This window comes from Spirosoma taeanense, assembly GCF_013127955.1.
GTDB classification, from domain to species: Bacteria; Bacteroidota; Bacteroidia; order Cytophagales; family Spirosomataceae; genus Spirosoma; species Spirosoma taeanense.
Genome location: NZ_CP053435.1, coordinates 2,815,035 through 2,838,130, shown reverse-complemented (window position 1 = coordinate 2,838,130; position 23,096 = coordinate 2,815,035). Strand labels below are relative to the sequence as shown.

General features: G+C 55.3%; 19 protein-coding genes. 3 read left to right on the top strand and 16 right to left on the bottom strand.

The genetic code is table 11. The features are described from left to right. Positions 1 to 14: 14 nt before the first annotated feature. The 5 genes from HNV11_RS23980 to HNV11_RS11920 all read right to left on the bottom strand — a co-directional run bounded on the left by HNV11_RS23980 (position 15) and on the right by HNV11_RS11920 (position 6,396). On the bottom strand, positions 15 to 992 hold the full coding sequence (locus tag HNV11_RS23980; RefSeq protein ID WP_240163971.1) for a TonB-dependent receptor domain-containing protein: 978 nt from the start codon (positions 990 to 992) through the stop codon (positions 15 to 17). A gap of 86 nt (positions 993 to 1,078) precedes the next feature. Continuing rightward, the gene (locus HNV11_RS23975) at positions 1,079 to 2,452 is read right to left on the bottom strand and encodes a carboxypeptidase-like regulatory domain-containing protein (RefSeq protein WP_240163954.1); all 1,374 of its coding nucleotides are present in this window, start codon (positions 2,450 to 2,452) and stop codon (positions 1,079 to 1,081) included. 204 nt (positions 2,453 to 2,656) lie between these two features. Continuing rightward, positions 2,657 to 3,979 (bottom strand): glycosyltransferase, encoded by a 1,323-nt coding sequence (locus HNV11_RS11930; protein WP_171739879.1) that lies wholly within the window; start codon positions 3,977 to 3,979, stop codon positions 2,657 to 2,659. Positions 3,980 to 4,109: 130 nt separating this feature from the next. Beyond that, a complete protein-coding gene (locus HNV11_RS11925; RefSeq protein ID WP_171739878.1) occupies positions 4,110 to 5,390 on the bottom strand; it encodes an AGE family epimerase/isomerase in 1,281 nt (426 codons plus the stop codon). Continuing rightward, positions 5,383 to 6,396: a bifunctional heptose 7-phosphate kinase/heptose 1-phosphate adenyltransferase gene (locus HNV11_RS11920; RefSeq protein WP_171739877.1), complete on the bottom strand. Its 1,014-nt coding sequence runs from the start codon at positions 6,394 to 6,396 to the stop codon at positions 5,383 to 5,385. The genes HNV11_RS11925 and HNV11_RS11920 overlap by 8 nt, the downstream gene beginning before the upstream one ends. A gap of 275 nt (positions 6,397 to 6,671) precedes the next feature. Here HNV11_RS11920 and HNV11_RS11915 point away from each other — a divergent pair, with 275 nt between their 5' ends. Both HNV11_RS11915 and HNV11_RS11910 read left to right on the top strand, forming a co-directional pair. Next, positions 6,672 to 9,917: a SusC/RagA family TonB-linked outer membrane protein gene (locus tag HNV11_RS11915; protein ID WP_171739876.1), complete on the top strand. Its 3,246-nt coding sequence runs from the start codon at positions 6,672 to 6,674 to the stop codon at positions 9,915 to 9,917. Positions 9,918 to 9,951: 34 nt separating this feature from the next. Continuing rightward, positions 9,952 to 11,517, top strand: a complete 1,566-nt coding sequence (locus HNV11_RS11910) for a RagB/SusD family nutrient uptake outer membrane protein (RefSeq protein WP_171742160.1) — start codon at positions 9,952 to 9,954, stop codon at positions 11,515 to 11,517. A 108-nt stretch (positions 11,518 to 11,625) separates the two neighbouring features. Here the strand turns inward: HNV11_RS11910 and holA are convergent, their stop codons facing one another. From holA to HNV11_RS11885, 5 genes are all read right to left on the bottom strand, one after another. Further along, positions 11,626 to 12,660 carry a DNA polymerase III subunit delta gene (holA, locus tag HNV11_RS11905; RefSeq protein WP_171739875.1) on the bottom strand — a complete coding sequence of 345 codons (1,035 nt, stop codon included), beginning with the start codon at positions 12,658 to 12,660 and terminating at the stop codon, positions 11,626 to 11,628. Positions 12,661 to 12,732: 72 nt separating this feature from the next. Then, complete coding sequence (locus HNV11_RS11900) at positions 12,733 to 13,338, bottom strand: acyl carrier protein phosphodiesterase (RefSeq protein WP_171739874.1); 606 nt, start codon at positions 13,336 to 13,338, stop codon at positions 12,733 to 12,735. After that, the gene (locus HNV11_RS11895) at positions 13,335 to 13,871 is read right to left on the bottom strand and encodes a deoxycytidylate deaminase (protein WP_171739873.1); all 537 of its coding nucleotides are present in this window, start codon (positions 13,869 to 13,871) and stop codon (positions 13,335 to 13,337) included. The genes HNV11_RS11900 and HNV11_RS11895 overlap by 4 nt, the downstream gene beginning before the upstream one ends. A 101-nt stretch (positions 13,872 to 13,972) precedes the next feature. Continuing rightward, positions 13,973 to 15,301 carry an ABC1 kinase family protein gene (locus HNV11_RS11890; RefSeq protein WP_171739872.1) on the bottom strand — a complete coding sequence of 443 codons (1,329 nt, stop codon included), beginning with the start codon at positions 15,299 to 15,301 and terminating at the stop codon, positions 13,973 to 13,975. Between the two features lie 80 nt (positions 15,302 to 15,381). Continuing rightward, on the bottom strand, positions 15,382 to 16,068 hold the full coding sequence (locus HNV11_RS11885; RefSeq protein WP_171739871.1) for a TetR/AcrR family transcriptional regulator: 687 nt from the start codon (positions 16,066 to 16,068) through the stop codon (positions 15,382 to 15,384). A 132-nt stretch (positions 16,069 to 16,200) separates the two neighbouring features. Between HNV11_RS11885 and HNV11_RS11880 the strand changes: the two genes are divergently transcribed. Then, positions 16,201 to 16,722 (top strand): hypothetical protein, encoded by a 522-nt coding sequence (locus tag HNV11_RS11880; protein WP_171739870.1) that lies wholly within the window; start codon positions 16,201 to 16,203, stop codon positions 16,720 to 16,722. Positions 16,723 to 16,781: 59 nt separating this feature from the next. On the opposite strand, the gene HNV11_RS11875 is transcribed toward HNV11_RS11880, so the two are convergent. The 6 genes from HNV11_RS11875 to HNV11_RS23965 all read right to left on the bottom strand — a co-directional run bounded on the left by HNV11_RS11875 (position 16,782) and on the right by HNV11_RS23965 (position 23,011). Next, the gene (locus tag HNV11_RS11875) at positions 16,782 to 18,926 is read right to left on the bottom strand and encodes a ComEC/Rec2 family competence protein (RefSeq protein WP_171739869.1); all 2,145 of its coding nucleotides are present in this window, start codon (positions 18,924 to 18,926) and stop codon (positions 16,782 to 16,784) included. Next, a complete protein-coding gene (locus HNV11_RS11870) occupies positions 18,923 to 19,375 on the bottom strand; it encodes a GNAT family N-acetyltransferase (protein WP_171739868.1) in 453 nt (150 codons plus the stop codon). The genes HNV11_RS11875 and HNV11_RS11870 overlap by 4 nt, the downstream gene beginning before the upstream one ends. A gap of 101 nt (positions 19,376 to 19,476) precedes the next feature. Beyond that, positions 19,477 to 20,832: a M43 family zinc metalloprotease gene (locus tag HNV11_RS11865; protein ID WP_171739867.1), complete on the bottom strand. Its 1,356-nt coding sequence runs from the start codon at positions 20,830 to 20,832 to the stop codon at positions 19,477 to 19,479. Then, on the bottom strand, positions 20,813 to 21,778 hold the full coding sequence (locus HNV11_RS11860) for a PhoH family protein (protein ID WP_171739866.1): 966 nt from the start codon (positions 21,776 to 21,778) through the stop codon (positions 20,813 to 20,815). The genes HNV11_RS11865 and HNV11_RS11860 overlap by 20 nt, the downstream gene beginning before the upstream one ends. Before the next feature lie 386 nt (positions 21,779 to 22,164). Further along, positions 22,165 to 22,395, bottom strand: coding sequence for an SDR family oxidoreductase (locus HNV11_RS23970; protein WP_240163953.1), 231 nt, complete (start codon positions 22,393 to 22,395; stop codon positions 22,165 to 22,167). 205 nt (positions 22,396 to 22,600) lie between these two features. Beyond that, on the bottom strand, positions 22,601 to 23,011 hold the full coding sequence (locus HNV11_RS23965) for an SDR family oxidoreductase (protein WP_240163952.1): 411 nt from the start codon (positions 23,009 to 23,011) through the stop codon (positions 22,601 to 22,603). Between the last annotated feature and the right edge of the window lie 85 nt (positions 23,012 to 23,096).

Genomic DNA, 23,096 nt, shown 5'->3' with positions numbered 1-23,096 from the left:
AACAGAATGAACGATCAGGAATTTGCCCGGGTGAAGGTCAGGGGTAACTTTAGCTTGAGCATAAGGTTACGTCCCGGCTCGTCGGCGAAGTAGCGAAACCGGTCGAGATAATCCCGGTACACCCGATTCAGCAGGTTATTGCCCGTCAGAATGACGTTCAGCGATTGCGTGCCAATCCGCCACGTAAAACCGGCTTCGACCCCCAGCAGTGCATAGGCCGCCGGTGGGGGGGCAAAATCGCCGGTAAAGATAATTTGTCCGTTTTCCTGACGCTGGCTTACGCTCGGCACCCGGTTCTGCCGGGCCACGTACAGAGTGTTCACACTGGCATACAGGCCCGAAATCCGCCCCGCACCTGCCTCTTTCGGCCACGCATAGCGTAGTCCGGTATCGGTGCGGTTCGGAGGGACATTAACCAGGTAGCTTTGGTTGGTGTGATCGTAGGCAAAAAGCAGAGAAGTCTTTGACGTAAACGTCAGCCGATCTGTAAGCTGGTACCGGATGGTTGCATCGATCCCCCGGAACAACGCCTGAACCTGGCGGTAAGAATAGGCCGGAAATGCCCCCCGCTGCCGGATGACGGGCACCGAATCGGGTTTCAGATAGATGTAATTGTGGATTAGATTATTGTATAGTCCAAGATCAGCGTAGAGTCGTTTGCCCGTGTATTCCACCGACAGACTGGCATTGTAAGCCTGCTCGGGTTTCAGATCCGGGTTGCCCCGTTCGTAAGCCACCGCGCTCTGATGCAGGCCATCGGAGTATAGATCGCTGACGCTGGGTGCCCGCCAGGCCGTACTGAGAATCCCTGAAACGGATAGCTGCCGGTTTAGCTGGTACGTTGCGCCAAGCGAACCGGTTCCGTTGCGCCAGTTGCGGGTCTGAGTGCTGACCTGCTTACTGGGCTCGTCCAGGAAATAAGCGCGCAGCCAGCGGTAATCATAGCGGATACCGCCTTCCAGTGTCCAGCGGTCGTTGGCATAGCGTTCCAGAGCAAATAGCCCCGCGCCATAGCTACGGTAATTTGGAATCAGAAACAGAAACCGGCGAACGTTACCCTGCGTCAGCCCATTGAATCCTATGCTCCCCGACCACTGCCCCCGCCCCCGGTCTTAAGGGGCTGGTGTTCCCAGATTAAATCGGCCGTTTGCGTGACCAGCTTCAGGTAAAGTTCGGGGTCGGTAGCGCGACTAAATGACAACAAATCGTATTCGCGCCGGACGTTCTGCTGGCGGGCCACGGTAGCTGTCAGGGTTCCCAGTCGATCCGACCGGACGAACGCCCTGACTTTCAGCAAATCATGCTGCACCTGCTGGTAGGGCCGCCCGAGCGCGTACGAGAAGCCAGGCTGATGAAGCGGTTCGGGACGGGCGATGGCCGCGTAAAAATCAGCCAGACTGCCCACCTGCGCGCCCGTAAACAAGCCTACTTTTGTATAAAACTGGCTATAGAACACGTCAATGCCTGCCGTCCCCGTGGTGCCAATCCGGCGCGTATAGTTGACGGCACCCGAGAACGAGTTCTCATGATAGCTGCTGTTCTCTAGATAGTAGTCAGGGGTTCTGGCATACCCTACACGCTTGAGTGTTCCCTGCAGTCGCCAGCTCAGCCCCGTCAGTTTTTTCCCGAAGGCCTGTTCGATCAGTCCCGAAACCACGCCCTGTCCCCCGTTGGTCCCTCCGACCAGGTTCACCTCACCCCCGAAACCGGGCTTGAGTGGCATCGCTTTCGGCTCCACCAGAATTACCCCGCCAATGGCGTCGGAACCGTAGCGAATACTGGCCGCCCCCTTAATTACGGTCAGTTGGGATGCCAGAAAAGGATCAATCTGCGGAGCGTGTTCACTGCCCCACTGCTGATCTTCCTGCCGAACGCCATTGTTCAGCGTCAGAATCCGGTTGCTGTAAAGGCCGTGGATGACGGGTTTCGATATCGACGGGCCGGTCTGGATGGAATATAGCCCGGGCAAAGTTTTCAGGCTCTCTCCCAGCGACAGCCCCCGCGTGGCTGCAAGCGCGTTGCCAGCCAGGCTGGTCTGAATCTGAAGCAACTGATCGGCCTCAGACCGTCGTTTTGTTACGACCACTTCCTGCAGAGTTTTGCTGTCGGCGAGCAGCTCAATTGGGGCCAGCGTCTGCAACGAATCGGTTCTAACGGCGATAGATGACGTAATGGACTTATAACCAACGAACTGCACATTAAGAGTGTATTGACCCGGACAGACAGCCGATAGCCGAAAGTAACCAGCCGTGTCAGCCACAGCGCCAGTACCCAGTTCACGTACGAATACCGTAGCGCCCGCCAGCGGCTGATGCGTGTCCTGTCCCAAAATCCGGCCGGTCAATACGGTGACGCAGGGAGTCTGCGCCCACCCGCCCGTGGCTGCTCCAACCAGCAGCCACCCCATAAACGCTTGCTTCCAGAAACCCCGCATGAATTGCTTGACCGCCATTTCGATGCAGCCCTAAGGACTACAACCCCATTAATGCAACAAAGTTGCAATAATAACGAAAAATTTGAACGGGTCGACTATGAACAGGCAAGTGAAGGCATGAAAATGCGATTTTCTTTGTGTCAACAGGTGTTTTTGGTGGTTATGTTCTGGATTCTCCTGCATGCCTGGTTTCTGATGAAGTACCAAGCGTGCAGGACGAAATCAGGCTTCGATCAGTTGCGGGGTCGGTTCCCGCTGCTTAAGTAAGTTCAGAATATAATGTTCGCAGAGTGCATTCGGGTTGTACCGGGCAAACTCATTCCGGAGTTCCCCGACGCTCTGTTTGTAGTCAGGATCGGCCAGGACCTGTTCGACGCCCCGGCGAATCTGCGCGGCTGTTGGGGTTTCGGTTTTGAGGTTAACGCCCAGTTTGAAATAACCAATGCGGGCGGCAATCTCATTTTTACCCTCGTGCAGACCAGCGGCTACCATCGGCAGACCGTGCTGAATTGCCAGCAGGACACCTCCGTAACCGGCGTTTGTGACGTAGACATCGACGTAGGGCATCACCGCGTTGAAATCGATGAAGTCCTCAATAATCATGTTGGCCTGCGGATAACGCTTGCGCAGCTCAGCCGTTTGCGAGCCCCCCGTCGTCACAATGACCAGTGTTCGGGTATCATCTTTAAACGCTTCCAGGGTTGGACTGATTATCTTGGCCGGGTCCCGTTCAACAGTGCCTTGCGTAACCAGCACGACCCGTTCGTACTCCTTGGTTTTTGCAACGTCCACGAACGGATGGCTGACGCCCCGGCTATAGGGCAGCAGCGGGCCCACAAACCGGATATTCGGGCTTAGATTCGGACGGGAATATTCAAACCCGGGCGTGCCGCTTTGCAGCAGAATGTCGTTCTGACGAATAAACGCGTCGAAGACGAAGTCCTGGGTCGGGGGCAGGCCATGTTCGGCCAGCAGCCGGTTGTACAGATCCGTACAGGGCTTAAGCAGGTGATTGATCGTTACGTAGCGCAGCAGCGACTGAATCTGCTTACCCAGGAAACTTCGGGCTGGCGTCAGGCCCATTCCCGACGGAGGCAGGTCTTTGGATGTTTCGCTCAACGGTACGACGCCAATTGCCGCCACGGGAACGTTCAGTAACTGCTGAATAAAAGGCGCGCCCGTAAACACTACATCGCAGACCAGCAGATCGAACGGCCAGTCCTGATAAATCTCCGTCAGATCAACCACAAACTCCGGTGCCCGCAGCAGAAACACCTGGTTAATATCGAAGCGGAGCCGGGCAATCGCGCCTTTAATCCGCTGGCGCTGGGGCAACACCGTGTCCAGGTTGAGCTGGTTGATTTCCTGCGCTTTCCGGTACGGATAATACGGAATCCCGAGTTTGTGAATTTTGTCGGCGTACGTCGGGCCGGTATACCAGCGAACATCGTGGCCGAGGTGTTGCAGATGCAGGGCAATGCCCGTCAGGGGGTTCAGGTGGCCATCCATGGGCATGGTGGCAAACAGGATTCGTTTAGCGTTCATCAGTAGTCTTGAAAAGAGGATTTGGAAAGATGAAGCGAAAGTAGCCCACCCAATGCCAGATGGGCTACGTTGAACCGGATGAACCGGCAAAATCCTCTATTGAACTGACGGACGGGCTACCCCGAACCGACTAAGCGGTGGGGTTGGCTGCCAGCAGCAGATCCAGCCGGCGAATGGACTGCACCATAGCCCGCACGGTATGGTAATTGATTTTCCAGGAATGGCTCATATGCGTCCAGATTGGGACGCCCTGCCGCGTCATCAGCGGCCACCATTCGCCAACGGAATGGTTGATCATCTTATCCAGCACGAACCGGTGGACATTTTCATAAGCGTTCCAGTACAGCTCATCGCCCAGCCACCGGTACGCATCCAGAAACCCGATCAGCCCCTCGGCCTGCTGCCAGAACTCTTTCTCGCGGTCATAGACCGTGCCGTCGTGCGACCCTTCCACGAAGACCCCGCCAAACTCCCAGTCAACACCGTAGTGCGCAGCATGGGCAAACGCTTTCTGCAGGACATAGCGGTAGGTGTCGTAAGACAGGCCAAGCACATCGAGGGCGTGCAGCAACAGCCAGCCGAACTCTGCATTATGACCGTAACTGGTGTTATCTTCGGCTTCCCGCTTGACGCCGTCCTCTGTGAAGCGGTCCCAGCCCCAGATTACCTCGAACTTAATCTGCGGTGCTACCTGCCAGTCGGCCCAGAACTGGGGGACGCCCGTACCGAACTGCGGGTGCATAATTTTCTTCACCAGCAGTTCGATCACTTCCCGGAGTTTACGCCGGTGAATGGGCCGTCGGGTGCATTCATACAGCGTGGTGAAGGCTTCCATCAGGTGCATATGGGCATCGAGAGTTTTACGGTCTCCCCCGGCAGGGCCGGGTCCTTTGAGAGTCCAGTCCCGGTAAAACATCTCGAAGTACCCCCCATAGGTTGTATCAACGGCGTATTTCTGCAGCAGATCAAACACCTTTTCGGCGTAGTCAACCCCGCGTGTATCGCCCGTCGCCAGGGTGTATTCACTCAGGCAGTACAGGGCAAAACTTTGTCCGTACACGATCTTCTGGTCGTTGATCACCTCGCCCTGGCGGTTCGTCATCCAGTAAAATCCGCCGAACTCGTCGTCCCACATCTGGTTCAGCAGGTAATCGACCCCGTGGCGGGCCAGATCGGCCAGTTCGCCATTCCCGTAGCCGGCCCGGTGCGCCGACGCATACGTATAGATGGAGCGGGTCTGGGCAATCAGAGACTTTTCATCCTCGCCGGTATCGGTACCGTATTGATCAAACTGAGTGATAAAGCCCCCGTGCTGGCGGTCCGGGCTCCGGTTTACCCAGAAGGGCAATAACTCCTGCGTGAGGTGGGTATGCAGTTCCTGGCGGCACTGCATCAGGGTTTCTTTAGTCATGGTGGTTGTACATAGCGTGTACGGCCAGGATTTCGGTCAGGCTGGCCGTGCCGGTTTGTTGTAGTTTCTGAACGGTGACAGCGGCTGCGAGGTTCGCGATTTCCAGGGCCGGAGCGGGAGCCATGCCCGCTCCCAGACAGGCCGCCAGGGCTGCTACGACCGTATCGCCCGCCCCGACCGTATCCAGCTCACCCCGCAGCGGCAATCCCGGAACCGACTGGATTTCTGTCTGATCGACGTACAGCATCCCGGCTTCGCCCCGCGTCACAACCACGGGTCCCCGGCATTGGCGGCTCAGGGTTCTGGCCTGGTGGGCACACCAGCCACAGTCTGGCTGATCGGGCAGGTCAAGGTTCAGAAACCGGGCCATCTCGGCGGTATTTACCTTGAGCGTAGTCCCGCGAATCAGTTGACCCACCTGTCGCATGTCGGCCACGAACCGAACGTTCGGGAAGCGGGCAATCAAGGCATTCAGGCGGGTTACCCGGGTTTCGTCCAGCAGCGGATTCGCGAATTGCTGGTTGAGAATCAGTACGTCTAGGTCGGGCAACGTCTGCTCCAGATCGAACAGTAGCTGATTGAAAAGCGAGTTATTCAGTTGGTTCTGCGTTCCGAAATCAATCCGGTTCGCTTCCGTACCCGCCTGCATCGGCTTGGTATACACGCAGGTGTCCCAGTCCTGATGAACCGTATACAGATGCCGGGTGTCGACCAATAGATCAGTGAACAGATGCCGCATCTCCCGGCCAAACAGATCATTGCCTACGCAGCCCACCACGCGCACGTCGCGGACACCCAGCGCCACCAGATTCTGCACGACGTTACCGGCTGCACCCAGCGATGACCGGGGCTGGCTACCCCAGAAAACTGCGCGCCCGGTTTCGAGCGATCGTTCGCCGGTATCCGGCTGAACAGTCAGGTATAAATCAAGGGCAAAGTCCCCGACGACGCCTACTTTCAACGGAAGAATCCGCGAGAAATGCGCCGTAATCTCGGAAGCCGTCATAACAGGCTGAAACTGGGTACAAATAATTAGTGGGCCATTCCTGATCCGGGCAGGCGACCGCCCCCAGGGGGAGGAAACGTCTGCCTGTATGGGACCGAAATAGTATAAAGAAAAGGGCAATATATATCATCCTTCCGTACTACAGTGAATTTTAAATTTTATTAAAAAATAATATCACCGGAAGAGTAGTTTCCGGTCACTAGGTAGTTCTTACAAAAAACCTTATTTGTCAACCATAATATTAAACTAATCCGTCGGGGCCCGACGAGAAGCTTATGAAAAACCCTTTACAACCGCAAGGTCAGGTTGTCAGGATGGTGAGGACTTCGGTTGCGCATGTCTTCCTGGCCTGCTCCTGCATCAGCCTTGCCCATGCCACTACCGCACCTGAGTGGGACGCACTCGGCAAACGTGCCACGAGCCTGACCAACTACATGGTTGCCGACCGGACCCTGACGGGGCGCGTTACCGATGAGAAAAATGAAGGGTTGCCTGGCGTTAGTATCGTCGTAAAAGGCACAACACGGGGTACGGTTACGGATGCCGATGGTCGCTACCGGCTCGACGTACCCGAATCCGGGGTTACCCTGGTTTTCTCTTTTGTCGGGTACCTGCCTCAGGAGGTCACCGTAGGCAATCAGGCGTCTATCAACGTATCCATGAAGGCGGATGACAAGACGCTGGACGAGATTGTCGTCATAGGGTATGGTACGACCCGCAAGTCGGACCTGACCGGCGCGGTTTCCGGTGTGAAAGAAGCCGAGTTGCTGGAGCGACCTGCGCCATCGCTCAACCAGCAGCTTTCGGGCCGGCTACCCGGTGTCCAGGTAAACACCAACTCGGGCCGTCCCGGTGGACGTACGACCGTCCGGATTCGGGGTTTCAGCTCCATTAACTCGTCAAACAACCCGCTCTACGTCGTGGACGGCGTTATGCTGCCGCAGGGTACCGGCGATCAGTTTAGTAACGCCATTGACTACATCAACCCCAATGATATTGTCAACGTTGAGGTGCTGAAAGATGCGTCGTCAACGGCTATTTACGGTGCTCGGGGTGCGAACGGGGTTATTCTGATCACGACCCGAAAAGGGAAAGCCGGAGAAAGCCGGGTTACGTACGATGGGCAGTACAGCGTAAACACCATTGGTCCCAACCGGCCACGGGTGCTGAACGCCAAAGAGTACCTGGCCGTTGAGGACCTGGCCTATGCCAACATTGCCAAGTATGACCCCGTCGGCTGGGCCGCTGGTAAGTGGACCTACCTGGACCCCATAGCCCGGCGGAAAGCCTTCAGCGCGGCTCACCCAGGTGTTTTCGACGCCAACCTGAATCCGTTGTACGATACCGACTGGTTTAAAGAAACGACCCAGAATAAACTGTCGCAGAACCATCAGCTGGGTTTCAGCGGAGGTAATGAGCGGACGCAGTACTCGCTGTCGCTCAACTATCGGGACGATCAGGGTCTCATCAAAACATCGTACATGAAGCGCTATTCAGGCCGCTTCTCGCTTGATGACCAGGTGAAAAAATGGTTGAAAATCGGAGGTACGCTGAGCTACAACAACCAGAGTGAAAACCTGGTGGACGTCAATGACGCGGTAGCCCGGCAGATCGTGGAGGACTTCCCCTTCCTACCCGTGCGGTATCCTGACACCGGCGTAATGGCCGAAAACCGGGATTATCCATACGCAGAAGGAACCATGAGTTCGTATCACCGGCTCATGGACCGCCGATACATTCAGAACACGCAGACAACGCTGGGTAGCCTCTACACCAACATCAGCATCGCTAAAGGTCTGGAGATGCGGACGGTATTAGGCGCTAACATCCAGACGCAGGAGTTAAACCGGTCGCAGACCCGTACGTTGAATATTGGCGGAAATGGCGACGCACAGACTGACAATACACGTACCTCGTTCTGGTCGTTGGAAAACTACCTGACCTATAACAAGCAGATTGGGCAGGATCACTCCTTTACGGGTCTGTTGGGTATTTCGTGGCAGGAAACCAATCAGTTCACTATGGGGGCCAGCGTGAGCGGCTTCGCAACGGACTACTTTGGTTTCAACAACTTAGGTGCCGGGGCTACCAACCCCTCTGTTAGATCAGGTGCGTCGCGGTTTGCGTTTAACTCCTATTTTGGTCGTATTAACTACGGCTTCAAGAACAAATACCTGTTTACGGCAACCGGCCGGGCAGATGGTTCTTCCAAGTTCGGAGAAAACCACAAGTTTGCCTTCTTCCCCTCAGCGGCTGTGGCCTGGCGGGTGTCGGAGGAAGACTTCCTGAAAGGAAATAACCTCATCTCGAACCTGAAACTGCGGAGCAGCTATGGCCTGACGGGTAACTCTGAAATTCCACCGTATACGTCCCTGTCGCTGCTGAGTTCCAACTACGGAACCATTTACAATGACACGCGCGTAAGCGGTACAGGCATCAGCCGCCTGGCTAACCCGGACCTGCGCTGGGAAAAAACAGCGCAGACAGACGTGGGTCTGGAAATTGGTCTGTTCAAAGGGCGCGTTTCGCTCGAAGCAGACTATTACTACCGCCTGACCACCGACATGCTGCTCGATGCACCCGTACCGCAGTCGAGCGGTTACGCTACCATCCGGCGCAACGTAGGTTCCATGGAGAACAAAGGTTTCGAGTTTGGTTTGAATACGGTGAACATCAACCGGGGCAGCTTCTCCTGGAATACAACGTTCAACATCTCGTTTAACCGCAACAAGGTTCTGTCGCTGGCTACCCCTTCGGATATCTTTAACGTAGGTGGTCCGAACTTCACGAACCCAACCAACGTCATCCGCGTGGGCGAGCCGGTTGGTTCGTTCTGGGGACTGACCCGCGTGGGCGTATGGAGCGAAGCAGAGCGTGAAGTAGCCGCTAAGTTTACCAGCTACCGGAACGGTCTGACGATTCTGCCCGGCGATATCAAGTACCTGGACGTGAACGGTGATAAAGCCATCACGGATGCTGACCGCAGCATCATTGGCAACGGCAGCCCGAAAGGCTGGGGCGCGATGACCAACAACCTCCGGTTTGGCAACTTCGACGCTACGTTTGAATTACAGTTCATGTTCGGTAACGACGTTATGCTCATGAACCTGCACCCCAGCGAAGACCGCCAGGCGCTCGCTAACAGCTATACGTCTGTTCTGAACGCCTGGACTCCGCAGAACCAGAACACGATGATCGCTCAGGTTCGGGATACGCGGGCGGGCTATGTAACTAACGTAGACAGCTGGTGGATTAAGAACGGTTCGTTCCTCCGTGGTCGTAACCTGCTGTTCGGCTACAATTTCCCGGCGGTAGTCACGAACAAACTAAGACTGAACCGGCTCCGCCTGTATGCTTCGGCCCAAAACTTCTTCCTGCTGGTTGAAGACCCCATCGTTGGCGATCCGGAAGTAACACCCACCAACCAGGGCGGTGGCAACAGCGCTTTCTCGCAGGGCATGATCTGGCACAATTATCCAAAACCAACTACCTACCTGCTGGGTCTCCAGATCGGTCTGTAGTTTAAGTCTTTCTTAATTTATTGACTTTCAAATGATGAGACATACGCTCGTAAAAACTGTAAGTCGGGCCCTGCTTTGCGGCCTGGCTCTGACCGGGCCCATTGGCTGTAAGGATTTTCTCGAAGAGAAAGCTCCCTCGAACCTGACGCCGACCAGCTTTTATACCATTCCTGACCATGCCGAAGCCGCCCTGGCTGCCGTTTATGATAACCTGCGGTTCATGGGTGGCGGAGCGGGTATCTTCTCCAGCAACTGGCAGTTACTGGAAGCCCTGACCGGAACGTCGACCACCGAAACGGCGCAGAACTCGGACCTCAATAACCTGTATGGTCTGGTTCACGACGGGAACACTGCGCACGTGGTTAACTATTGGAATGGTCTGTACCGGGTTATTGCCCAGGCTAACCAGGTGCTCGACAAGGTGCCGGGCATCAATCCAATGCCCGAGGCTCAGAAAACCAAAATTCTGGGTGAGGCTCGATTTCTGCGGGCGTCGGCCTACTTCACGGCCGTGCAGCTCTGGGGCGATATCCCGCTGATTACCAAGCCACAAACGGCAGCGTCGGAAGACTTCATGCCGACCCGTGCGTCTAAAGAAGAAGTTTACAAGCTGATTGTGGACGATCTGACCACGGCTGAAAAAGCCGGCCTGGCGTGGATGGATGTCAGCGGACGCGTTAACCTGGCCGCGGTGAAAACCCAACTGGCTAAAGTGTACCTGACCATGGCGGGCTTTCCGCTCAGCAAGGGCGCAGCGTATTACAAACTGGCCGCCGACAAAGCGTTTGAGGTAATCACGTATGCCAATGCGAACCCCTCAGTGATCAATTTGTTTTCGACCTACGAAGACTTACACCGGGAGAGTACTGAAAACCGGCTGGAACACCTGTTCATGCTGCAGTATAATACGCTGGTGGCGGGTAACCCGATGGATAATTTCTACCCCAACTTTAAACCGGTAACCTATAATGGCCCCGGCGGAACGGGCAGCTCGGTACCCACCTCGGCTTTCTATAATTCGTACGAAAAGGGTGACCTGCGGGCAAAGGATCAGGAGGGCTTCTTTTACACCTCGTATTATACCAACGGTAATGGGGCCCCTTTCAGCTTGGGAGCGCCCTATGTGTTTAAGCATTTCAACCGCACAGCCAATGGTACAGCCGGGGTTGCTGGTACGCGCCAGAACAACCTCAACGTGCCCCAGATTCGTTACGCCGAAACCCTGCTGATCTATGCAGAAGCACAGAACGAAGTGGGTGGTCCGACGCAGGAAGCCTACAACGCGCTGAAACGCATTCGTGACCGGGCTAAACTCGAAACGCCCGCCTTGGGTACCTACTCGCAGGCTACGTTCCGGGAAGCCGTTTGGCGGGAGCGCTGGCATGAACTGGCTTACGAGCAACTCACCTGGTTCGACATGGTACGTCTGCGGAAGGTGTACAATGAGAAAACTAATGGATTCGACAACTTCGTCGGGCACGTAAACCTAAGTTCCAACCAGCCTCTGCAGGAGAAGCATCTGCTGCTTCCGCTGCCCAAGCAGGAAATGCTGAATAACCCAAGTCTGCGGCCGCAGAACCCAGGTTACCCAGGCGTATAGAAACCGCCTTACGTAAAAACTCCCCATCTGTGCACTGATAGATGGGGAGTTTTCATTTATTCCAGAACTCAGGTTTCTGATGCGTTGTGTAATCGCGCTGACTACGGCTTAGTGGAGCACCTCAAAGACCAGTTCGCGGAGAATGTCACCTTCGGTCATGGTCGGCGCATCAATGCCTTTGCTGCGGGCGTCGGCCCGGCGGATGGCCTGGATAATGGCCGCTACTTTTGGCAGGGGGAACGTCCGGGCCGCGGATAAATAATCCTTCACGAAGAACGGATTTACGCCCAGCAGCGGAGCGAGTCCTTTATCGGTCTGGTCCTTACTGGCCTGCACCAGCACCACCTTGCTGAAATAGCCGAACAGTTGCGCCAGAATCACCACCAGCGGGTTATCCTTCGGATTCCGGGCAAAGTAGTCTACAATACGGTTGGCCTTCACCACGTCGCGCTGCACGAGCGCCTTCTGTAATTCAAAGACGTTGTATTCTTTGCTGATGCCCACGAGCCGCTCGACCGTAGCGGCCGAAATCTCTTCGCCGACGTGGAGGTTCAGCAGGATCTTGTCGATCTCGCCCGCCAGCCGCTTGAGGTCGTTACCGATATGGTCGGCCAGGAGCTGACAGGCTTTGGGGCTAACCTTTGCGCCCTGTTCTCGGCAGTACTCCCCTACCCAATCCGGAATTTTGTTATCGTATAGCTTCTTTACGCCCAGCAGCTTGCCTTTGGCTCCGAAAGCTTTCACCCACGACTTGCGCTCATCCAGGCTGGGTTTACCTTCCTCCCGGACGTAACACAGCATAAGAATCGTGCTGGACAGCGGATTAAGGGCGTAATCTTCGAGCAGCGTCTGCGCCGATTTATCGGTAATACCCGCCATCTGCTGGGCTTCTTTGACTAAAACCAGCTGCCGCTCAGCCATAAACGGATATCGACGGGCGTAATTCAGCACCGCGCCGACGTCGGTGTCTTTCCCGAACAGGACAAACTGGTTGAATCCGCGCTCGGCAACGGGTACGGCTACTTTTTCGAGCTCCTCGGCAACGCGATCAATATAATACGGCTCATCGCCGTGTAGCAGGTAAACGGGCGCAATCCGCTTGTTGCGGATGTCTTTCAGCAGGGCGTCAACGGCGGGAATCAAACTCTTTTTCTGTTATTGTGATCCGGGATGCGGTAGTTGGAGTTCTCTCTCCCCAAAACTCCGGCTGCAAAGTTAACCGACAGTTGATAGTCGCACCAGTGTCTGGCGGGCATGGGCGGCCAATTGCGGCCAGAAGTAGTCGAAATGATTGCCAATCTGAAAATAATACCGCTCAAAATCGACAATGGCGCTGTCCAGCCCCGAAGCAAAGGTCGTCCGGCGCGATAGTCCTTTCAGCGACCGGTCGATACCATCGGTGGTCTGGTAATGTGTCACCCAGTCATACTGAACCATGGCGCTGAGCATCCGGCGGGCGGGCACCGGCAGTCGGTCGGTATGCCGCTGCAGGGTCTCATAGAAGAAGCGCGTAAAGCCAGCCAGCGAATCGCCGGTCAGCTCGCCGAATCGAATCGCCAGAAAATGATCAAAAAACACGTCCACGGCCACACCAGCGTATTTATGGCAGCGTGGATACAGCAGCGTGCGCGCGGCTGCTACTTCAGCATGCGCATCGGTGAAGGTATCGATGGCGCGGTGCAATCGAACCCCCATAATCTCGACGGGCGTCAGTTCGTGCCGCGGGTGAGTGGGGTCGCCCTTGATAAAATCGCCCATGAAGTTACCGACGATCAGGCCGTCTTGCCGATTGGACAGATAGGCGTGCGCCAGCAGGTTCATAGGCGCTTGGTAGCCAGGGGCGGCTCGGCAACCAGTGTAACCCCTTTGCCAGGGTGGTACCGCTCCACCGTAACGCCAAACCGACGCAGAAAATCAACGCCCTCGTCCGACGCGATCCCTTTGTATTCGGCATACGAATGCAGGTAGATGACCCGGGCTATTTTCATACTGTAGATAATCCGGGCGCAGGCGATGCAGGGCGACAGGGTGACGTAAATCGTGGCACCTTCCACCTCCGAGCCATTTTTGGCTGCGTACAGAATTGCGTTTTCTTCGGCATGGAGCGCCAGCGAACATGAGCCCTTGGAGTCGCGCGGACAACCGACGCCGGGGTATTCCTCGTCGCAGTTGTGCGTACCGGCGGGCGGGCCGTTGTACCCAATGGAAATGATGCGCGTATCGCGGGTCAGCACGGCTCCGACCTGCGCTTTGATGCAGTGTGAGCGTTTGGCCAGATTAACGGCCAGCTCCATAAATATGTCATCAAAACGAGGTCGTGTATGCGCTATGGGCGTATCGGTGGTTAATAACATAAAGTAAAGGTAACACTGGAGTTGGTACGCCTGCGCCCATAAACCCGCAAAAACGAAAAAAGCTCCTGGGTTCATTCCCGGGGCTTTTCGCTTTTCTTGCGTCAGACCGCGATGGCCTTTTTCGACCGGAGCCACTCGGGTTTTGTTGTGACGACGCGGGCTTTCAGTTCGTTGAGCATGGCATACAGACCGTAATACGTACGGTTAACGTACAGACCATCCTGCGACCCACGGGCCACCTTTGAATTCTTCAGCTCGTCTACCTTTGACAGTCCTTCGGCAAAAGCATACACTTTATTAAAGTAAGTGTCATCGCCAAAATCGAACTCCTCAACGGCAAACGGTTCGCCCAGCATCCGGATCATCTGTTTGAACAGATCGGAGAAAAACGCCCGGTCTTTCGGTGAGTCGGCCGAGGTCAAAAATTCCAGATTTTCGAAAATCTGTTCGGTCAGAGCGTCGTCTTCAATGGTATCCGGATTAACCAGCCGGAAATAGTTATCGTAATAAAAGTCCGGAATCACCTTCACGCAGCCGAAGTCAATGACGCCCAGCGTGCCGTCGGGCCGCATCAGGAAGTTACCCGGGTGCGGGTCGGCGTGAACCTGCCGGAGCGTATGAATCTGAAAATCATAGAAATCCCAGAGGGATTGCCCGATCTGGTCGCGAACCGCCTGCGACGGATTCGTTTTCAGAAAATCCTTCAGGTGCAGGCCATCGAGCCAATCCATCGTCAGAATCCGGCGGGACGAAAACTCAGAATAATACGTCGGAAACACCAGCCCCGGCAGATGGGCGCAGGCCTGCGAAATCTCGATGGAGCGTTTCAACTCCAGTTCGTAGTCGGTTTCTTCCAGCAGCTTCGACTCCACCTCGCCCATATAGCGGTCAATGTCGCGCTCGTTGAGGTTCAGCAGCCGAACGGCCAGGGGCTTAGCGATTTTCAGATCCGAACTGACCGCGTCGGCCACACCGGGATACTGCACCTTTACGGCCAGCTTTCTGCCGTCTTTCCAGGCCTGATGCACCTGCCCGATGCTGGCCGCATTGACGGCCTCAATATCAAACTTGTCGAATAGCTGCGAGGGGGACTTACCAAAATACGTCCGGAACGTTTTCACGACCAGCGGTCCCGACAAGGGCGGAGCCGAATACTGCGCCATCGTGAACTTATCGGAATAGGCTACGGGCAGCAAACCCCGGTCCATGCTCAGCATCTGCGCCATTTTTAGAGCCGAGCCTTTCAGCTCGCTCAACGCATCGTAGATGTCGGCGGCATTATCCTTATGCAGCTCATCTTTCGACAGGCTGGGGTCAATCAGCTTCTTGCTGTAATGCTTGATATAATTCCCGCCAACCTTGACTCCGGCCTTCACAAACTGGCTGGCGCGGGCAACTTTAGTCGTCGGGACGGAGCTTTGGGTTTTCATAAGTTCAAAGAGTGAACGAGCGAGTAAATGAGTGAAACGGGGCTCGCCCGCATGAATCACTCATTCATTCGCTTGTTCACTCATTTATTTTGGTATATGAATTTGGCGAAATCGAACAGGGTATCTAGGGGTGAGCGACCGATCAGATCGAAAGCGGTGTTCACAGCTTTTTCAATGGCAGTATCGGTCTTTTCAAAGTTCTTGCTGACGTCCCGTACCCAGAAATCGAGCAGATAGAGCGTCTGCGCCCAAAGCGCATTGGGGTAGCGGTCGGTTACGAACGGGCGCGGTTCGACCTCCTTGCTTTCGCGGCCTTCGGCCAGCAGATCGCGGGCGTAATCGAGAAAGGCCTCTTTAAATGGCTGCAGTACCCGACTATTGGCGCTGTTTCGGCGGGCGCTCATGCCAGCTCGGGACGTTGGGCTCACGGCACCGGACGAAGTGCCTTCGCGCAGGCGGCCGTAGCTATAAACGACGAAGCTGCGCTGCCTTTTAAGCAATTCAATCCAGGTATAATAAAAAGCCAGCAATTTTTCGCGTACTGAATAACCCTGAAAGGTTTCATCGCCCTCAACGGCCGCTTTCGCTTCATTGAAAAACGTCAGCCAGATATCAGCCTCAATCCCATCAAACGATGGGTAGTGGACGTAAAAGTCGGCTTCGGCAAGTTTCAGTTTTTTAGCGAACTGGAAGACGGAGGTGGGTTGTTTTCCGTTCTCAAGGACGTATTCAGTGTACGCCTTACGGATTTTTTCGAGCGTTTCCATACACAAGGAGAACGGCTGGTTACAGGAAAAAGTTTAAGCCTGCTTTCGCCTTTCCTGTACGGTCTACTCCTGTTTTTTACCGTACTTCACAGTTAATTTCCAGATTGATTGAAATTCGATTAACCAGTGGTCATGAACACGACAAAAGCAGTTCTGAGTCTCCTGAGCCTGAGCGCGGGCCTTCTTCTAAGCCTGCAAAGTTTTGGCCAGTATTATCCGGGCTATTCAGGCGGGGGTATGGGGCGAGGTATGGGCATGGGCAGTCAGAATATGGGTAGCAGCTCGCGTCCAATTCCCAACATCGCCGGCGACATGGCGAACAAAGAAACCAAGTGGCTGAAAGAAAACCTGTCCCTCGATAAAGAACAGGCCAAGGCCGTTAAGAAGCTCAATAACGAGTACGCTGACCAGCAGCAGGACGCCCTGAAAGACATCCTGCGCGGGGGTGCTCAGCCAACACCTGAAACCCGGAAACAGGTGCAGGAAATGATGCTGATGCTGAACGAAGAGAAAGAAGATAAGCTGAAAACCCTCTTAACGCCGGATCAGTGGACCCTGTATCAGTCTAAGAAAGAAGACATGCAGAAGGCTATTGGCGGTTTCCGTCCACCGGCGAAACCCACCGCCACGGCGCCGAGGGCCACTACCTTATAACGTTTTGTTTCCTCAACTGGCTCGTGCATGCACGAGCCAGTTTGCTAAGAATAACCCAGTCAGTCAAGGCTGGCTACGTAGGCGCCCATCTGCCGCACCGAGTAGCAGGTTATTCCGCGTTGCTTAGCCTCCACCAGCAATCTGTCGGTTAAGGGCGTTTTATTCGAATCGTCGAAGATGATGTGCCGCGCAACAATCCGGCCGTTCAACTGATTCCACTCCCGCAGGGCGTTCCGGCGAAGGATAAGGTAATCCACAATGGCCGGGAGTCGCCAGTGGTTCCGGCCCGTCAGCCGGTTCACCAGCAGCACCGTTTTACCCTGCCAAACCCAGAGCCCATAGTCGCGCGTGCGATGATAACCTGGAATGGCACTTACCGAATCGGCGAGTGCACGGGCAACGGTCAGGTTCGAAACGCCCCACTGCCCGAAGGTGTTTTTCAGGTAAAACTCGAAGGAGCGCGTGTCGGTGGTGTTTAGATCGGTCAGCAGCGTGGCGGTATGCCCATCGGTCAGGCTGACGGCCGTGCGATGGGGTAGAAAATGAACCGCCAGCTGCCGCTGGTGACGCTGGCCGTAATCGTCCCGGATGGTCAAACCAGCCAGCAATACCGCAACTGCGCAGGTAGCCCAGAGGTAAGCCCGGTTGCGGGTCAGCAGTAAGGCTGCTCCGAACAGGATAATAGCGTAGATCAGCAAGAGGGCTTCCGGCGAAAGCCACAGTCCCTCCCAGGCCGCGCCGGGTAGCTGGCTGGTTTGGGTAACCACCAAATTAAGCAGCCAGGCCGTTTTCTGCAAAAGCCAGCTTAGCCCATAATTTAGAAACGGCACCCAGCTGAAGGCCAGCGTAGCCATGGACATCGGCAGCAGGACAAACGAAAGGACCATAACGGCCGGGTTCGCCAGCAGAAAATAGGTTGGAAACTGGTGAAAATAGAATACCCCCAGCGGGAACGTAATCAACTGGGCAACAATCGCCACGGCGGTTAACTCCCAGATTCTGTTCAGCCAGCGATGCCGAAACGTAAACGCCTGGTACACGGATGACTGCCACGCCCCAATGCCCGCCACGGCCAGATTCGACAACTGAAACCCGGCCGAAAATAAGGCATATGGGTCGAAGCAGAGGATGAAAAACGCCGATACGCCTAATGTGTTGGCCAGCTGCTGCTGCCGACCAAATGCGTTTCCCACAATGACAACTGAGAACATCCCGGCCGACCGTAAAACCGGCGGGGACAGTCCCGTTACGAGTGCATAGAACCACAGAATCAGCAGTTGCAAACCGGCCATCAGGAGTTTGCCCCGCGGTCGTTTGACGAGAAAACTTAGCAGCAGGGTCAGCACCTGAAACAGAATCCCGACGTGCAGCCCCGACACCGACAGAATATGCACAGCCCCGGCCGCCGAGTAAGACCGGTACAAATCAGCGTCCAGATCGTCGCGGACGCCCAGAATCATGGCATTCACAATCCCGTACTCGGCCCGGCTGCCAATCTGCTGCGTAAAGAGACTGTCAGCCCAGCGGTTAACAACCGTCGCCAGCCTGGTTACCGGATTAGGTGGATCATAGGCCAGAATCTGCCGCTGAAACGGACGCAGGTACTGCTGATGATAAATGTTTCGGTAGCTGAGGTATCGCTTATAGTTAAACTCACCGGGATTCAAAGGTGGGTCAATGGGCCGGGGTGGTCCCGATACAAGCCAGACTTCCCCGTAACGGGGCATAGGCAAATCGGCTCTGTCCAGATAGACAATAATCCGGCCACTCAATGGGTGCCAGTTCGGCAATGAATGAGCACGCCCGGCCGATAAACGCCAGTATCTACCCCGGCGGATATCCAGCTCAACGCGGTACGTGCGGGCCCGCTCCTCGGGCTGGGCAACGATCACGCCCTCATAAGCCTGCAGGGTGTCCGCCAGATGCAGAATGTTGTCGGGTCGGTTGCTGGCTGTGCGCTGATACGTAATGGCCCAGCCGAGCGCCAGCAGGATCAGAAAGCTACCAATACCATAGCCAGCGCGAACTGGTTTAAGAACCGAGCCTGCACTGCGCCCGACCCCCCAGCCCAGAAGCAGCAAACCCGTGACGAATGCAGCCCAGGGCAGGTCATACCAATCCGGCAAACCCACGTAAAGCAGGATTCCCGTTGCCAGTCCGGCCGCTGCGCGCACGAACGGGTAGCCGACTGCCCCCTTGCTCATTGGTGCGAAAAGGCGGAGCCGGGCAAAACCATTTTATAGTGCTGGATACCGGCCTCTTCGAATATCGGCCCGACCGACACAAAGCCAAAGCCTGCGTACAGCGGCATGGCTGTTAGCTGCGCATGCAGGTAGATGCGTTCGATAGGTTCGGGCTGCTGGCTGAATACGTCATCCAGAACAGCCTGAACAAGCGCCTTGCCGACCCCCTGCCCCCGAAATTCGCGCAGAACGGCAAATCGCTCCAGCTTAACACCGTTAGATGTACGTCGCCAGCGGGCGGTGCCGCAGGGCGTACCATCGGCACGGGCCAGAAAATGGGTACTGCTTACTTCAAATTCATCGTATTCTTCCTCGGCCGCAACGTTCTGCTCTTCGACAAATACCTGTCGGCGAATGGCAAACGCTAGGTCAAGATCGGCGGGACTGGAAATTGGTAAAACATCAATCATAATAGCAAAGTAAGCAGTTCGGCGCTGGTCAGGGTATTTATTTCTCCTTCTTCTGGCAGAAATAAGCAAGCCGAAAGGCGTCCGAATAACTGGGTAAATACTTATTGCACCAGCAATCGCTGGCTAACCGTCTCGTTCGTGGTTTTAACCCGAACGATATATAGACCGGCCGTGAGGCTGCTCACTGGCAGCGACACGCTGGTACTTGGTGAATCCGTATAGTTACGGGTGTGAATCAGGCGACCGCTTATGTCGATCAGATCGACCGTGAACGATTGAAAGCCTTTAAGCTGCACATCGACGGTAGAACCGCTCCGGGTCGGGTTTGGATATAGCGTGAGCGTCAGCGTCTCGGTTTCGGGTAGCCTCGTAACGGACCGGATGAGCCGCGCCCGCCGTGGACTAAGTGTTAGTACGGCCCGCATCCGGTCCACCTGCCCCTTCGTAAACAGGTTCATGCACAGATCCGGCGAGTACTCCAGATAGTTTTCAATCTGATCGCGGGTGCGCTTCCCCGAACAGTTTGAAAAGGTTTCGTTGCAGTTAACCGTTTGGTTGGCCGTTTTGGTGGGCGGTGTATCGGCTACGTAGTCCTCGTTACAGCCGTCGCCGTCGCCCCATGTATGGAGCAGGCCCAGCCAGTGGCCTATCTCGTGGGTAGCCGTGCGGCCATACCCATAGGTCGGGCTGCGCACCGTGCCAATCTGCCGGCCAAAGTACCGGTAATCGATAATCGAGCCATCCACAAATTCATTCGTATCCCCCGGCAAACCCGACAGCGTATCGGCCGCTGTTGGGAACTGCGTGAACCCCAGGTAATTATCCTGCAGCGTCGTTACCCAGATATTTAGGTACTGATCGCTCGGCCAGTACGCAATCTGCGATAGCAGAACGTCGTCCGTAAAAATGTTGAATGACGTTTTCTGGGGGTAATAATGGCGGGTGATGCCCGTGGTGGGCTGTCCCTGCGGATCGGTCTGGGCCAGAAAAAACTCGATTTTGGCATCCGCCCCAATCGGGTTGTCGTTAAAGCCGTTCGTACCGGGCTGCCGCCGGTAATCTTCATTCAGCACCTGAATCTGCGAGGCAATCTGCTCGTCAGAAATGTTCGAATTGGTGCTGCCGCCAACCGCTCCCGACGCCGTATTGTGAATGACATGAACCACCACCGGAATCCGGTAGATCGTCTCGTCGTCGGCTTTCAGGCGCAGCTTCATCCCGTCGGTTTCGGCCTGCTTCAAGAGTTGGTTCAGCTCGTTCAGTTGCTGAAGCCGTCGCGGGTTACGTCGCTGCAGCACATGCTGTTCGTACTCGACCGTACCGCAGCGGTGTAGCACGTCGGTTTCGGACACCTGCGCCCAGCCAGCCTGCGTCAGCAGGCAAATAAAAGAACCGGCCAGCCAACGCCAGCCGGTTTGCCAAAATCTGGTTTGCCCGTTATTGACCGGCTTTTTCATAGGCCGTAATAATTTCCCGCACGAGTCGATGCCGCACCACATCCCGACCGTCGAGCTCGACAAACGAGATGCCTTTAATAGATTTTAAAATATCAACCGATTCAATCAGACCGGACTTCTGCCGGTTGGGTAAGTCAATCTGCGAGCGGTCGCCGGTGATGATCGCTTTCGACGACGGCCCCATCCGCGTCAGGAACATCTTCATTTGCATCGGAGTCGTGTTCTGCGCTTCGTCGAGCAGAATAAACGCATTATTCAGTGTCCGACCGCGCATATACGCCAGTGGAGCAATCTCAATAATCCGGTTTTCGGTATAGAATTTCAGCTTTTCGGCCGGGATCATATCGTCCAGCGCGTCGTAGATGGGCCGCAGATACGGATCGATTTTCTCTTTCAGATCGCCCGGCAGAAAACCCAGGTTTTCACCCGCTTCTACGGCTGGCCGCGTAATGATGATTTTCTTAACCTCTTTATTTTTCAAGGCCCGAACCGCAATCGCCACGGCAGTATAGGTCTTACCCGTTCCGGCGGGACCGATGGCAAAGACCAGATCGTGCGTCTCGGCGGCTTCGACCAGTCGTTTCTGATTATCGGTTCTGGCGCGAACGACGACGCCCCGATTTCCGTACACCAGCACCTCGTCATCATCGGGCACCACGGGGGGGGTAACGCCCGTTCCGTTAGCAGGCTGACCGCTATGACTGATATAGTTCTGCACGTTTTCGTGGGTGATTTTGCCGTATCGTTGGTAATGCTCCATCAGCGAATCCAGAATGTCGCTGATGCGGGATATCTCGGGCGTAGTGCCTTTAATGCGGATTTCGTTACCGCGCGAGATGATCTTACTCATCGGGAACGCAGCGGCCACTTCTTTGATATTGTGGTTCTCTACGCCCAGAAAGTCGATGAGCGAGACATTGTCGAGGGTTATGACTTTTTCGACCAAATGCTGAATAGGGTTAAAGTGTGATTCCGAAAAGTAAGCGATTTCTCTGCTTCTACAACACGATTTACCAAAAATTTATTCGTTTTAGCCTATCTAATGAGAGGAAACTTTTAACCGGTAAGACCTGGCCGCCGGTTTGACGCATCGGGTTAGACGCTTAGGATAACGGCCGAAAACCGGTTTGTATTTTCCAGCAGCAAAACCCACTGGTGTTAGGACAGCGATTGTTCCGCTTTTTCTGCCTGGCCGAAATCGGTTAAGGCCCCTGACGCGCCATCATGTCTGGTTAGCCCGAAAAATCTTTACCCTCCGCTGAATACCAGAAAACGTATGGGCATGACCAGGCATCCGCTCTGTTTCTGGCTATAAATCCCGGGCTTAAATCGTTAGCGTACCGCCCGTTTCCTGCACGGTGCTGCCGGTCCGGTCATGTAACTTGACTCGCCGGAGGCCAGCAGTACGTATATCGGGGCCAGTTCGACAGGCTGACCAGCGCGTTTCAGCGGTACATACTCACCGAAGGTTTTCACCTCTTCCTCAGGCATGGTTGATGGAATCAGCGGAGTCCAGATCGGGCCCGGGGCCACGCAGTTCACCCGGATCCCTTTTTCAGCCACACCTGAGCCAGATTCACCGAAAATTTCTGAATGGCGGCCCTCGTGGCGGCATAGGTCAGCAGCGTTGGTCTGGGTTTATAGGCGTTTACCGATGTGGGTTGATCACCGAACTACCCGGTTTAAGGTGCTCTTTGGCCGCTTTACAACGGTAAAACATGGAATAAATGTTTGTGCGGAAGGTGTGATCCAGCTCGTCGCTGGTAATCTACTGCAACGACTTGTGCGCCACCTGATAGGCTGCATTGTTGACGAGAATATCCAGACCACCCAGTTCTTCCACGGTCCGCCGGTCAAGCTGCTGACAGTGGGCTTCATCGCCGATGTCGCCCGGTACCAGCACGGCTTTGTGGCCCGCTTCTTCACTGTAACGCGCGGTTTCCCGGGCATCCTGATCTTCGTTCAGATACGAAATCACGACTCCGGCATTGGTAATGAGCGCTCTACGTCCCATCAGCTTACCCGATCCCTGATACGACGTTTCGCCATGGTCGGCGCTGAACTGCATCTGGGCTTCAGTGCCGGGCACTGCCCACGGTTTCGCCGGGTAGGGTGGCTTCGGGTACTTCGTCAGCGGGTCAACCAGCGATGTGGCGGTACTGTTAGCTGTCGTATTCATCCTGGTTCAAACAATGAGTTAGCCTTGGAAAACTATTCCACTGAACTCCCTGCGCGGACCAATGATTGAGAATACGTGGCCAATC